Source organism: Pseudomonas sp. E6002 (assembly GCF_013385565.1).
Taxonomy (GTDB): domain Bacteria; phylum Pseudomonadota; class Gammaproteobacteria; order Pseudomonadales; family Pseudomonadaceae; genus Aquipseudomonas.
The window spans coordinates 1-13,445 of record NZ_JACAPT010000047.1 but is presented as its reverse complement, the minus strand read 5'-3'; the positions used below and the strand labels follow the sequence as shown (position 1 = coordinate 13,445).

12 protein-coding genes are annotated in these 13,445 nt (G+C 62.8%); 3 read left to right on the top strand and 9 right to left on the bottom strand.

Going from position 1 to position 13,445, the window contains the following annotated elements; all coding sequences use genetic code 11:
• Positions 1-696: 696 nt before the first annotated feature.
• On the bottom strand, positions 697-2,121 hold the full coding sequence (locus HX815_RS29410; protein WP_134327080.1) for a PLP-dependent aminotransferase family protein: 1,425 nt from the start codon (positions 2,119-2,121) through the stop codon (positions 697-699).
• A gap of 203 nt (positions 2,122-2,324) precedes the next feature.
• Positions 2,325-3,086 (bottom strand): SDR family oxidoreductase, encoded by a 762-nt coding sequence (locus tag HX815_RS29405; protein ID WP_008431261.1) that lies wholly within the window; start codon positions 3,084-3,086, stop codon positions 2,325-2,327.
• A gap of 229 nt (positions 3,087-3,315) precedes the next feature.
• Here HX815_RS29405 and HX815_RS29400 point away from each other — a divergent pair, with 229 nt between their 5' ends.
• A complete protein-coding gene (locus HX815_RS29400; protein WP_177029370.1) occupies positions 3,316-4,323 on the top strand; it encodes an NADP-dependent oxidoreductase in 1,008 nt (335 codons plus the stop codon).
• Between the two features lie 140 nt (positions 4,324-4,463).
• On the opposite strand, the gene pyrF is transcribed toward HX815_RS29400, so the two are convergent.
• Positions 4,464-5,162 carry an orotidine-5'-phosphate decarboxylase gene (gene pyrF / locus HX815_RS29395; RefSeq protein ID WP_003217180.1) on the bottom strand — a complete coding sequence of 233 codons (699 nt, stop codon included), beginning with the start codon at positions 5,160-5,162 and terminating at the stop codon, positions 4,464-4,466.
• 290 nt (positions 5,163-5,452) lie between these two features.
• Here pyrF and HX815_RS29390 point away from each other — a divergent pair, with 290 nt between their 5' ends.
• Together HX815_RS29390 and HX815_RS29385 are read left to right on the top strand one after the other, a co-directional pair.
• Complete coding sequence (locus tag HX815_RS29390) at positions 5,453-6,217, top strand: response regulator (protein ID WP_032898726.1); 765 nt, start codon at positions 5,453-5,455, stop codon at positions 6,215-6,217.
• Positions 6,217-7,254, top strand: a complete 1,038-nt coding sequence (locus HX815_RS29385; protein WP_003217175.1) for a cell wall metabolism sensor histidine kinase WalK — start codon at positions 6,217-6,219, stop codon at positions 7,252-7,254. The genes HX815_RS29390 and HX815_RS29385 overlap by 1 nt, the downstream gene beginning before the upstream one ends.
• A gap of 28 nt (positions 7,255-7,282) precedes the next feature.
• Here the strand turns inward: HX815_RS29385 and HX815_RS29380 are convergent, their stop codons facing one another.
• The 6 genes from HX815_RS29380 to HX815_RS29355 all read right to left on the bottom strand — a co-directional run bounded on the left by HX815_RS29380 (position 7,283) and on the right by HX815_RS29355 (position 13,243).
• Entirely contained in the window at positions 7,283-8,347 is a 1,065-nt protein-coding gene (locus tag HX815_RS29380) for an AI-2E family transporter (RefSeq protein ID WP_003217173.1), read from the bottom strand.
• 73 nt (positions 8,348-8,420) lie between these two features.
• The gene (locus HX815_RS29375; RefSeq protein ID WP_003217171.1) at positions 8,421-9,239 is read right to left on the bottom strand and encodes a DUF4892 domain-containing protein; all 819 of its coding nucleotides are present in this window, start codon (positions 9,237-9,239) and stop codon (positions 8,421-8,423) included.
• A 102-nt stretch (positions 9,240-9,341) separates the two neighbouring features.
• Positions 9,342-10,196, bottom strand: a complete 855-nt coding sequence (locus tag HX815_RS29370; protein WP_177029369.1) for an alpha/beta hydrolase — start codon at positions 10,194-10,196, stop codon at positions 9,342-9,344.
• Entirely contained in the window at positions 10,193-11,002 is an 810-nt protein-coding gene (locus HX815_RS29365; RefSeq protein ID WP_008431257.1) for an alpha/beta fold hydrolase, read from the bottom strand. Before HX815_RS29365 ends, HX815_RS29370 begins: the two co-directional genes overlap by 4 nt.
• Positions 11,003-11,100: 98 nt before the next feature.
• Entirely contained in the window at positions 11,101-11,544 is a 444-nt protein-coding gene (locus HX815_RS29360) for a hotdog fold thioesterase (RefSeq protein ID WP_087695369.1), read from the bottom strand.
• Positions 11,545-11,575: 31 nt separating this feature from the next.
• On the bottom strand, positions 11,576-13,243 hold the full coding sequence (locus HX815_RS29355) for an AMP-binding protein (RefSeq protein WP_177029368.1): 1,668 nt from the start codon (positions 13,241-13,243) through the stop codon (positions 11,576-11,578).
• Between the last annotated feature and the right edge of the window lie 202 nt (positions 13,244-13,445).

Here is a 13,445-nt window from a genome sequence, read left to right as displayed (position 1 = left end):
TTCATGGCCTGCAGCATCAGGCGCGAGACCTGGCTGACCTGCCCCGCCTGCTCGATGAATTCGGCACCTTCCTTGCCCTGGCTTTCCTTGAGGCCATAGGCGCCGTCGTCCGCCAGCCCGGCCTGCAACACATCAAGGTTGTTGGCGACACTGGAGACCGACCAACTGGCCATTTCCAGCGCCAGGTCCTTGGTCTGGGTCAGCTCGACAAACTCATCGAACGCCTTGCGATACGCCGCCAGCGCCTGCTCGACGTCGCTCATCACCGGGACATTGGCAGGCGACTGGGCCTTGAGAATTACCGCCTGGGCCGCCAACGCGTCGACACTTTCGTGCAAGGCGTCCACCGACTTGGGGTCGGCATGCAACGCGTAGTCCTGCTCGATCAAGCGCACCTTGAGCAAGCCGCTGTTGAGCGCCGACATGGCTTTAAGGCCCTCGAAGCGCTGGCCAACGGTTTGCAGCGACCACACGCCAATCGCGGCCACCAATGCCGTCAACAGCAGTACCAGGGCAAAGCCCAAGCCCAGTTTCTTGGCCATACCGAGGTTGGCAAAACGTCGTTGCACGGCAGAAATCATTGCACTTGAGTCCTCTTGCAATGGCGAATGCCATCAAGCCAGGTTTCGATGCAGCGAGATTCGCAACCCCGGGGCACTGAATACAAGGGTTTGGCGCCACAATAATGGCAAAAAGCTACATCCTCGTCGTTTTCAGAATGGTAGAGGTCGATCCTGCCGGTCCCATGGCCTTGAACAACGCCAGTGCACGCTGATCAGAAGCGTAGGCCACATTGATGCGCAGCCAGTCGCTGGATTCGCCCGTCGGGCTGAAAAGCGTCCCCGGCGACAGCAACACCCCCAGCCGGCGAGCCCGTGCCTGCACGGTGGAACGGTCGCCGACACCAGGGCGCGCCCAGAGGAACATGCCCCCCGCCGGCACCGCAAACACCTCCCACTCTTCGTCTTCCAGCACCTGCAGGGTCATAGCCATTTCCGTGCTCAGCCGCCGGCGCAGGCGTTGCACCCACTTGCGGTAGGTACCATTGGCCAGCAACGTCGCCACCACCGCCTCGGCAAACCGCGAGGTGCCGATGCCGGTCAAGGTCTTGACCCTGGCCAATTGCGCGATGATCGCCCCGCTGGCCGTGAGGTACCCCACCCGCAAGGCGCTGCTGAGGGTCTTGGAAAAACTCGAGACATAGATCACCCGGTCCTCGTGGGGCAACGCCGACAACCGGGTGCACGTGGCATGTTGCAGGTCGCCATAGACGTCCTCCTCGATGATGAAGAAGTCCTGGGAATGGGCCAGTTGCAGCAAGCGCTCGGCCACCGCCAGGGACAGGCTGGTGCCGGTGGGGTTGTGATACAGGCTGTTGATGAACAGGCACTTGGGCCGGTGCCCGCGCAACAGCGCTTCCAGGGCATGCATGTCCGGGCCGCCACGGGTGCGCGGCACTTCCAGCAGCTTGACACCATGAAAGGCCAGTTGGCGGTAAAGGTTGCCGTACCCCGGGCTTTCCACCACCACGGTGTCGCCGGCCTTGAGCAGCGTGCGGATCAGCAGGTCCTGGGCATGGCTCGCGCCGTGGGTGGTGAGGATATGCTCGACCCGGGTTGCCACCTGGATGTGCGCCAGGCGCTTGAGCAGCTGTTCACGCAGGGCCGGCAGGCCCAGCGGCGTGCTGTAGTTGAAGACGGCCGCGGTGTCGGTGCGGGTGACTTCACGAATCGCGTAGCTGATATCGTCGCTCTCGCGCCAGGTGTCCGGCAGCCAGCCGCATCCCAGTTTCAGTTCGCCCAGTTGATTGTCGATGAAGGCGCCCCACCCCGACTCGGCGCCCTCATACCATTGGTTTTCACCGCGAAGACCACGCTCGGCGGGTGGCTGGGCCACACAGAAACCGGCGCCTTGCCTTGAGGCCAGCACACCTTGGGCAACCATCCGCTCGAACGCCTCGATGACGCTGGACTGACTGAGCAGGTTCTCGTGGGCCAGTTGCCGCACCGAGGGCAACCGCGTCCCGGGGCTGGCGCCGCTCTCGCGAATCCAGGCGGCCAGCGCACTGACGATTTGCTGCACTACCGGTACAAGGGCTTGTCGATCGATCCCTAAATCCATGAGCCACTCACTTAAACTGTTGTCATTTAACCCAAACCAGTTAAGCACAGAAGCCCAATGACAGCCGCGATCAAGATTTATTAAATCATTGATTTAATTGAATTATTTACCTAGTGAAACACATTCAGGTGAGGCATCTGGCCACCTGCGGAAAAACCCCACAGCGCCTCCAACGCTTTTCTGAATGGCATCCGCCTCACTTCCTAAATCGCGGTCGCGCCACCGTCCACCGCCAATGCCTGGCCCGTGGTGAAGGCAGCACCGTCGCTGCACAGATAAAGCACTGCGCTGGCGATCTCCTCGACCTTGCCGATACGCCCGACCGGGTGCATGGCGGCGGCAAATTCGGCTTTGCGCGGGTCAGCTTCATAGGCACGGCGGAACATATCGGTGTCGATCACGGCCGGGCATACCGCGTTGACGCGGATTTTCTTTTTCGCGTACTCGATCGCCGCCGACTTGGTCAGGCCGATCACCGCGTGCTTGGACGCGGCATAGATACTCATCTTCGGCGCCGCCCCAAGTCCTGCCACAGAAGCCGTGTTGACGATGGCGCCGCCGCCCTGAGCCAGCAGCAACGGCAGTTGATACTTCATGCACAGCCACACGCCCTTGACGTTGACGCCCATGATTGCGTCGAACTCATCCAGGCTGCCGTCCGCCAGCTTGCCCTTCTCGATCTCGATCCCGGCGTTGTTGAAGGCATAGTCCAACCGGCCATAGGTGGCCACGGTCTGCTGCATCAACTGCTGCACGTCCGCTTCGAGGGTGACATTGCAGCGCACAAACACCGCTTCGCCACCGGCCTGATGAATCAGCGCCACAGTGCCCTCGCCGCCAGCCGCGTCCAGGTCGGCGACTACGACTTTCAAGCCTTCAGCGGCGAACGCCAGCGCAGTGGCGCGGCCAATGCCGGCGGCCGCACCGGTCACCAGGGCGACCTGGCCGGAAAATGTCATGCTCATGGTGGATGTTCCTTCGATGGGAATGCTCGATGACCCCAGTCTAGCCAGAGCCACCATCGGCGCGTCAGCACTATCAAAAGCCCGGTTGGCGAACCATGAGCCGCAGTGATAACGGCACCGGCATCACTATCATTGCAGTGGATCGGTGGGCATTCGCAGGTGCCGCGCACCTTGCCGGTGCAGCCCGAAGGGTCTATCACTCAAGGTCCACTTCTCAAGAGTCGCTGCCATGACTGCCCAGACTAACCGCCAATTCCTGCTCGCCAAACGCCCGGTCGGCGCGGCCACACGGGACACCTTCACTTACCAGGAAGTGCCGGTGGGTACACCCCAGGACGGCCAGGTGCTGGTGCACAACGAATACCTGTCCCTGGACCCGGCCATGCGCGGCTGGATGAACGAGGGCAAATCCTACATTCCACCGGTGGGTATCGGCGAAGTCATGCGCGCCTTGGGCGTAGGCAAGGTGATCGCGTCGAACAACCCGAAATTTGCCGTGGGCGACTACGTCAACGGTGCCTTGGGTGTGCAGGATTACTTCCTCGGTGAGCCGCGGGGTTTCTACAAGGTCGATCCGAAACTGGCGCCGTTGCCGCGTTATCTGTCGGCGCTGGGGATGACCGGCATGACCGCTTACTTCGCCCTGCTGGACACCGGCGCGCCCGAGGCCGGCGAGACCGTGGTGATCTCCGGCGCGGCAGGCGCGGTGGGCAGCATTGCCGGGCAGATTGCCAAGATCAAAGGCTGCCGCGTGGTAGGCATCGCTGGCGGCGCCGACAAATGCAGGTTCCTGGTGGATGAGCTGGGTTTTGATGCCGCCATCGACTACAAGAACGAAGACGTGCATGCCGGCCTCAAGCGCGAGTGCCCGAAAGGTGTGGACGTGTATTTCGATAACGTCGGCGGGGACATTCTCGATGCCGTGCTCAGCCGCCTGGCATTGAAAGCCCGCGTAGTGATCTGCGGCGCCATCAGCCAGTACAACAACAAGGAAGCTGTCAAAGGGCCGGCCAACTACCTGTCACTGCTGGTCAATCGTGCGCGCATGGAAGGGTTTGTGGTGATGGACCACGCGGCGAATTTTGCCGCTGCCGGGCAGGAAATGGCCGGCTGGATGGCTCAGGGCAAGCTCAAGAGCAAGGAAGATATAGTCGAGGGGCTGGAGACGTTCCCGGAAACGCTGATGAAACTGTTCAACGGTGAGAACTTTGGGAAGTTGGTACTTAAAGTCAGCTGACACACCTCAGAACCAAATGTGGGAGCGGGCTTGCTCGCGAAGGCGGTGTGACAGTCAATGCATAAGGTGACTGCTCTACCGCCTTCGCGAGCAAGCCCGCTCCCACATTTTTTTACCGTGCCCGCTTCAGGTCGGGTAGGTCAGGCAATCTCGGCAACTACCGCTGCCAGCGCCTTGGCCGGGTCGGCCGCCTGGCTGATCGGGCGACCGATCACCAGGTAATCGGAACCGGCATCCAGGGCCTGGCGTGGGGTCAGGATGCGACGCTGGTCGTCCTGGGCGCTGCCCGCCGGGCGAATCCCCGGGGTCACCAGTTGCAACGCCGGGTGGGCGGTCTTCAGCGCCTGGGCTTCCAGCGCCGAGCACACCAGGCCGTCCAGGCCAGCCTTTTGCGCCAGGGCCGCGAGGCGCAGCACTTGTTCCTGTGGCTCGATGTCCAGGCCGATGCCGGCCAGGTCTTCACGCTCCATGCTGGTCAGCACGGTCACGCCAATCAGCAGTGGCTTGGGGCCGCTGCGCTGATCGAGCACTTCACGGCACGCAGCCATCATGCGCAAGCCGCCGGAGCAGTGCACGTTGACCATCCACACGCCCATTTCGGCGGCGGCCTTGACCGCCATCGCGGTGGTGTTGGGGATATCGTGGAATTTCAGGTCGAGGAACACCTCGAACCCTTTGTCACGCAAGGTGCCGACAATTTCGGCGGCACAACTGGTGAACAGTTCCTTGCCAACCTTGACCCGGCAAAGCTTGGGGTCCAACTGGTCAGCCAGCTTCAGTGCGGCGTCACGAGTGGGGTAATCCAGGGCGACGATGATAGGAGTCTGGCAGGCGGACATTGGAATGGGCTCTCAGGCAAGTCGAAATCGGCGCGGATTGTAGCGCAAGCAGCGGGTTTGCGGGATCCGATGATCGGTAATTCGCGATTTAGCCGCCAGATTGCGGGCTCCCGGGCAATTGTGTCGAAACAGATACATTCCCGACATGCCTGCAATACCCCCGAAGATTAGCCTCGCACACGTGAACCATCGTACAGAACTTCCAGCCCCGGGGCTGGGCGCCTATGCTGAACGCAACAACCTCGCCGCCGAGCTTCGGCCCGGCGGCCAACCAGGTAGATGATCGCACCATGCAAACCCTGACTCCTGTGCTGAATGACGATCAAAAAGCCTCGCTTGTCGGTGAAGACAAACGCTGGAATACCCGCGCACTGATTGTCGACGACGACGTGCCGATCCGCGAACTGCTGATCGATTACCTGGCGCGCTTCAATATCCTCGCCAGCGGCGTGACCGATGGCGCGGCCATGCGCCAGGCCATGCAAGCCGAGACCTTCGACGTGGTGGTGCTCGACCTGATGCTGCCGGGCGAAGACGGCCTGTCGCTGTGCCGCTGGCTGCGGGCGGAATCGGACATCCCGATCCTGATGCTCACCGCCCGCTGCGAACCTACCGACCGCATTATCGGCCTGGAACTGGGGGCCGACGACTACATGTCCAAGCCCTTCGAGCCCCGTGAACTGGTGGCGCGCATCCAGACCATCCTGCGCCGGGTGCGGGATGACCGCACCGAGCAGCGGGCGAATATCCGCTTCGACAACTGGCGCCTCAACAGCGTGCTGCGCCAGCTGGTGGCCGACGACGGGCTGGTGGTGCCGCTGTCCAACGCCGAATTCCGTTTGCTGTGGGTGTTTATCGAGCGCCCGCGCCGGGTGCTGAGCCGCGAACAATTGCTGGACGCGGCCCGGGGTCGCTCCATCGAGGCCTTTGATCGCAGTATTGACCTGCTGGTCTCGCGCTTGCGCCAGAAGCTGGGGGACGACCCCAAGGCCCCGCAGTTGATCAAGACCGTACGCGGTGAAGGCTACCTGTTCGACGCCCGAGATATCGGCTGATGCGCAACGCCTTCAACACCCTGTTCGGGCGGCTGTTCGGTGTGTTGCTGGTGGCGATTGTGCTGGCCCACGCGCTGGCATTCTTCTGGTTTCACCATTATGGCCCGCCGCCCCCTCCGCCCCACGAGACCTTCATCGAGCAACCGGACGGCAGCCTGACGCCAATGCCCAAGGAGCATCGCCGTCCCTGGTTCGGCGGGCCTGTGGTGCCGCTGACCTTCCAGTTTATCTCGCTGATCATCGCCGCCTGGTATGGCGCCAAGCTGCTCAGCCGGCCGATCCAGCGCCTGAGCGCCGCGGCCGAGCGCCTGAGCCTGGACCTCGACAGCCCACCGCTGAACGAGTCCGGCCCACGAGAGGCGCGGCAAGCGGCATCGACCTTCAACCTGATGCAAAAGCGCATCCGCGAACAGGTCACCCAGCGTGCCCGCATGCTGGGCGCCGTGTCCCACGACCTGCGCACGCCGCTGTCACGGCTCAAGCTGCGCCTGGAACAGATCGAAGACACCAAGCTGCAGGGCCAGATGCGCCAGGACCTGGACGACATGATCGGCATGCTCGACGCCACCCTGAGCTACCTGCACGAGCAGCGCACCAGCGAAACCCGGCATTGGCTGGATGTGCAGGCGCTGGTGGAGTCCCTGAGTGAAAACGCCCAGGACCGCGGCTCCGATGTGCAATGCAGTGGTGAGTGCGCGCCGCTGCAAGTGCAACCGATGGCCCTGCGTTCGTGCCTGAACAACCTGATCGACAACGCCCTGCGGTACGCCGGCACCGCGCGCATCGAACTCGCGGACACTCCGCAGGCGCTGGTGGTGAAGGTGATCGACCACGGCCCGGGCATTGCGGCGGATAAACGCGAGGCGGTGTTTGAACCGTTTTATCGGCTGGAAGGCTCGCGCAACCGCAATTCCGGTGGCGTGGGGTTGGGCATGACGATTTCCAAGGAAGCCGTGGAACGCCTCGGTGGACGGCTGAGCCTGGAGGAAACTCCGGGCGGCGGCCTTACCGCCGTAATGTGGCTGCCAAGGGCGTAGGAATGGTTCCTGCGCCCTGCAGGAACCATTACTGCCCGGTTTTATCTTCCCGCCGCACCTGAGCTTGGGTGGCACTCCAGTCGGTCAACAAGCTATACGCCACCGCCAGCAATGTCGGGCCGATAAACAGGCCGATAAAGCCGAACGCAATCAACCCGCCAAACACCCCCAGCAACACGATCACCAGCGGCAGGTTGCCGCCACGGCTGATCAGGTAGGGCTTGAGCACGTTGTCGACGCCGCTGATGATGAACGTGCCCCATACACCGAGGAACACCGCATAGGTGTAGTCGCCCTTCCAGGCGAGCCAGGCGGTGGCCGGAATCCAGATCAGCGGCGGGCCCATCGGAATGAGGCTGAGCAGGAACGTCACGATCCCCAGCACCAAAGCCCCCGGAACACCGGCAATCCAGAAGCCGATCAGCGCCAGCAAGGCCTGGGCGGCAGCGGTGCCGATCACACCGTTGACCACCCGCTGCACCGTACCCGCGACCAGTTCGATGTAATAACCCGCCCGGTCGCCGATCAACCGCTCCAGCAAGCGATGCACAAACATCGCCAGGCGCGGCCCGTCACGGTAGAAAAAGAACACAAACACCAGGCTCAGGGTCAGTTCCAGGATGCCGCCGCCGATCTGCGCACTGCGGGCCAGCAACCAGTTGCCGACCTGGCCCAGGTACGGTTTCAACGTGACCATCAGTGCCGCGCCCTGCTGGTCGATGCTGTCCCACATCGCCACCAATCGTTCGCCGACAAAGGGAATGGAACCGAGCCAGGTGGGCGCCGCAGGCAAGCCATCCACCTGGATATCCTTGATCAGGCCCACGGCATCGCGCACATGGTCGGCCAGGTTGAACCCCAGCCAAACCAGCGGCAACGCCACCAATAGCATCCAGACCAGGGTCAGGATCCCGGCGGCCAGCGATTCGCGACCGCCCAGCCAGCGGGTGAGCAAGCGCATCACCGGCCAACTGGCAAACGCCAGTACCGCGCCCCAGAACAGCGCCGACCAGAACGGCGCCATCACCCAGAAGCTGGCACCAAACAACACCAGCAGCAGGATCTGCACCAGCAGGCGATCGTTATTGAGCATGTGGTTTCTCGAAAAGAAGTCTGTAAGAGCAAGAGCTTAGGCGAACGGCGCGGGTCCGTTCGCCCTGGAACGGTCAGCGTATCAGATGCAGGTGCAAACCCTTGGCTTCGGTGGTGCCGGTTTCCAGGCGCGCCGCACGTACGCCCTGATCGATCAAGCCCTGGCGCCATGCCTCGGCGGTGGGCCCGGTCAAACTGACCCGCAACGTGGCATCCAGGTTCAATCCGCGGGAAATAAGGGTGAGCCAGGTGGCGTCAGGCTCGGCGCCCAGCTTGGGAAAATCCAGCTCGCCAGTGCTTTTCAGTTCCCGCAGCAGCGTAGCGGAGGTCGGCAGCAAATCGCCCAACGGTGCGCTGGCGTCCATCTGTTCCACGTGCAGGTACGCCCGTCGATTGCCCCGGGTGATGCCGTACAACGCGACCAGGGAGTTGTCCTGCGGGGCCGCCAGGCGCAGCAGCAGGTATTCCTGCTGGCCGTCGGCGCCCACCAGCTTGGCATTGCCGAACACTTCATTGGCCCACAGGCTGCTTTCACCGCAATCACGGGCCTGGCACCAGAACAGCAGTTGCGCGCCCTGGGCCTGCAAGGCTTCGCGGGTGGCGGTAAAGGCGGCGCTGGAGGTGTGCTCGGCAGGCAGTTCGTAGGTGATGGCAGTGGCTTGGCCGCGGGCGGTGGCCTGGCCTTCATAGCGCAGCTGGCCGCTGATCTTGCGGATCGAGCCCAGCGGGTAGATACGTTCTTTCTCTTCGGCGGGACGGTAGTCGACGATCTGCGCGTCGACCTGACGGGCCACGGCGGGCAAGTCCTGGCTACCCGGTACGTCGGCGGCAAACACCAGCGGGCTGAAACAGCACAGCCCCAGAACACGGAAAAATCCCTTCGGCATACTCATCGGATCGGCGCGCCCTGGCCATTGGGGTGCGCTGCGGTGTTGAGATCGTTCATGGTTGACTCCCTTTCGATCCGCCCAGCCTCGGCAGTTGACCCCGCCAAGTCAAGGCGTGGAGAAGAACCGATTGAAACAGTCTGCAACAAGGGTAGCGCCTGGCTCGTCATTCAGGTGCAAATGATGGCCACCGGGCAAGGTAGTCACCTGGAACGTAAGCCCGGAAAGCAATTCGGAATGTTTCGCCAACATGCCGTCTTCGGCGACCACCAACTGTGTCGGACAGCCGACTCGGCGCACGAAGGCCATCGCCTGTTCTTCTGTCAGGCGCATGGGGGAGGCCAGGGTCAGGCGGCTGTCGCTGCGCCAGGTGTAACCACCCGGCACGGGCATCAAGCCACGCTGGGCCAGCAGTTCGGCGGCTTCACGACTGACTGCCACCACGCCTTTCATCCGCGCTTCCACCGCGCGATCAAGGGTGCTGTACACCGGCTTGCGCTTGTCCTGCAGGTTCATTTGCGCCTGCAACGCCATGCCGAGGCGTTCGGCGGCGTTGTCTGCGGTGCCGGTCGGCGGGATCACGCCATCAATCAATCCCAGGTGCGTCACCCGCTCCGGCAAGGCGCCGGCCAACACCAGGGAAACGATGGCGCCGAGGGAGTGGCCAAGTAATGCAAAACGTTTCCACCCGAGTTGTTCGGCGACTTGCAGCACGTCGTGGACGTAATCCCACAGGGAATAACCGGCGCCAGCGGGTCGATGGGCCGAGTGACCATGGCCGGCCATGTCCAGGGCGACGATGCGCAGGCCATCGAGTTTCGGTGCCAGGCGGGCAAAGCTGTTGGCGTTGTCCAGCCAGCCATGCAGGGCAATCACCGGCAAACCGTCTTCAGGGCCGAACAGATGCGCCGCCAACTCGATGTGCGGCAGCGCCAGGCGGACTTCTTCGACGGGCGCAGTCATGCGCAACTGCGCTCGCGCTGGCGAGCTTCCCAACGGGCAAACAGGTTCTTGATCAAAGTGGCGGTGTCCTGTGGGCGTTCAAGGGGAAACATGTGGCCGCCGGGCATGGTCAGCATTTCGCCCATGGGCATGCGCCCCACGCCGCTGGCATGGTGACGCATCACCACCCGGCTCTGGCGACCACGCACCACCGCCAGCGGCACTTTCAGTTGCCGGGCCTGGCCGGGGCTGGTGTGGGGCACGCCGCGGTAGATGCTGATTTCGGTGGCCGGATCAAAGCGCAGGCGCAGGCGATCACCCACCGGCTCCAGGCCGTGTTGCAGGTAGGCATCAAAACAGTCGGGGTCAAAGCCGCGAAACAGGGTCTTGCCAGCGAAGTACTGGCGCGCAGCCGCCAGGTCGGCGAACTCTTCACGACGGCCCAGAGTGCGCCCCGCCGGGGTCAGCCGGTCGATAAAGCCGAAACGCTTGGCCGCGCGGATCACCCAGCGATCGGCCAGGGTCAGTACCGGCGAATCCAGCATCACCACCCCGCGATACAGCTGCGGGCTACGCATGGCCGCATGCAGGTGCAGCACACCACCCAACGAATGGCCCACGCCCCACACCGGCTCCGGTTGTTGCTCAAGGTGGTGGATCAGTTCGTCCACCAGGTTCTGCCAATTGTCATCCACTGGAAACCGGGGGTCGTGACCGTGCTGCGGCAAATGCGCGACGGCGTACTCCGGGGCCAGGGCGGCAAACAATTTGCCGTAGGTCGCCGAAGGAAAGCCATTGGCGTGAGCGAAAAACACGTGCTGCGACATACCTGATCCATCACCGTAAACAGAGTGTTGATTCTCCCCAGACCGGGCAGTCACGGCAATGACTGTAACTGCCAGGAATGATGACACTCACGCCACGCCTATCGGGCCGGCGGGTTCTCCCCCAGCGGCACCACGGCCATGGTCAGGCGCGATACGCAGCTGGCCTTGCCTTCATCACTGGTCAGGCGAATGTCCCATACGTGGGTGGTGCGTCCGATGTGAATAGGCTTGGCCACCGCCGTCACCCGCCCGCTGCGCAGGCCGCGCAGGTGGTTGGCGTTGATTTCCAGGCCAACGCAATAGAACTTGCTGGCGTCGATGCACAGGTAACTGGCCATGGAGCCCACGGTTTCCGCGAGTACCACCGACGCGCCGCCGTGCAGCAGGCCGTAGGGTTGATGGGTGCGGTGGTCGATCACCATGCTGGCTGTCAGGGACTCGTCGTCAAAACGTTCAAAGCGGATATCCAGTACTTCACCGATGGTGTTTTTCTGAATCGCATTCAGTTGCTCGATATTCGGTTGGGTGCGCCACAGGCTCATTGATCGGTCCTTATTGGTTTTATGTCAGTGCTCAATCCTGCCACAGCACGGCTTCGGAGCGCTCGCTCCAGGCCAGGAACTGCGACCCGTAGGCTGATTCAATCACGTTGCGCTTGATCTTCAAGGTCGGCGTGAGAAAACCGTTTTCCACCGCCCAACTGTCTTTCACCACCACCAGTTGGCGCAAGCGCTCATGTTTATCGAGCACTTGGTTGACCTCTTCCAGCAAGCGTTCAAGGCTGCCCTGCAAAGCCTGGCGCCCAGCGCCTGCGGCATCTTGCAGACCCACGGCAGATAACACGCACAGGCCCATGGGCGCACTCAAGCCATCGCCCACCACGCACACCTGCTCGATGCGTGCATGTTCGGCCAGGCGGTTTTCAATCGGCGCCGGGGCCACGTATTTGCCTTTGCTGGTCTTGAAGATTTCCTTGAGCCGCCCGGTCAGCCGCAGGCGGCCATCGGTGCCCTGCTCGCCCTTGTCGCCGGTGCGCAGGAAGCCGTCGGCGGTGAGCGTCTCGGCAGTTTTTGCCGGGTCCTTGTAATAACCGAGCATGGTCGCGCCGCTGCGTACCTGGACTTCGCCGTCGTCACCGATGCGCACTTCGACGTCCGGGCATGGCGGGCCTATCCAGCCGAGTTTCTGCTGGCCGGGGCGGCACACGTGGGAGTAGCCGCAGCTTTCGGTCATGCCATAGACCTCCAGCACATCCAGGCCCAGCCGGCGATACCAGACCAACAGTGCTTCGGGCACGGGGGCTGCGCCGGAGATCGCCACGCGCACAGCGTCCAGGCCCAACCCGGCGAGTACTTTGTGGCCGACCCGCTTGCCGATGAAGGGCAGGCGCAGCAAGGTATCGAGGCGGCTTGCGGGGATTTTGCTATAGACGCCCATCTGGAATTTGGTCCAGATCCGCGGTACGCCGAACAGCGCTGTTGGCCTCGCCCGTTTGAGGTCTGTCAGAAAAGTGTCGAGGCTCTCGGCGAAAAATACTGTCTGTCCGGTGTAGATCGAGGCCATCTCCACGAACATGCGTTCGGCGACGTGGCACAGCGGCAGGTAGGACAGCAGGCGGTCGCCCTCCCCCAGGCCGAACAGTTCAGTGCCGCGGATGGCCGCGAAGGCCAGCGCGCCGAAGCTGTGCATCACGCCCTTGGGCAGGCCGGTGGTGCCGGAGGTGTAGATGATGGTGGCTAGATCGGATGCTGCGGGCGCGGGGTTGTCCTGAATGGGTGAGCAGGCTTGCAGGTCGGCCCAGGTGAAATCGAATTCGCCATCGGGGCACAGCGGCAGGCTGATGGTGGGCAGGTCGGCCTTTACTCCGGCGGACATGGCGGGCCAGTCGTCCAGTTTGCCGATAAATGCCAGTGCGGCTTCGGAATGCTCGAGTACGTGGGCGACGGAGTCGGCGGTGAGGTTGGGGTAGAGCGGGACCGAGACGTGGCCGGCCATCCAGATGGCGAGGTCGGCGATGATCCAGTGGGCGCAGTTTTTCGAGATCAGGGCGATGTGGGAGCCCTGGGGCAGGTCGCGGGCTCGCAGCCAGTGGGCGGCGCAGCGGGCCTGGTGACCGGCTTCGGCCCAGGTGAGGGTTTGGACCTCGCCGCTCTTGATGGGCTGAACCAGGAATCGTTGCCGTGGGTGGCGGGCTTCGCGGTCGAAGAAGACTTGCAGCGGCAAACGAATAGCGACAGACATGGACGCGCTCCTTTGTGTTCCGATGGTAGCCAACCAAGCACTTGCTTGGCTGACTATTTCATGGGAGCGCGGGGGGTGCAAGTTCTGCTGTTTTTGGGGGCATATCCGTTATTCAGGTAACGGCCGCTTATGGTTCCGCTCTTACAGCGGCTCACTTTTGAAAAGCGCAAAAGTAAGCAAAACGCTCTTGCCCCACCACTCG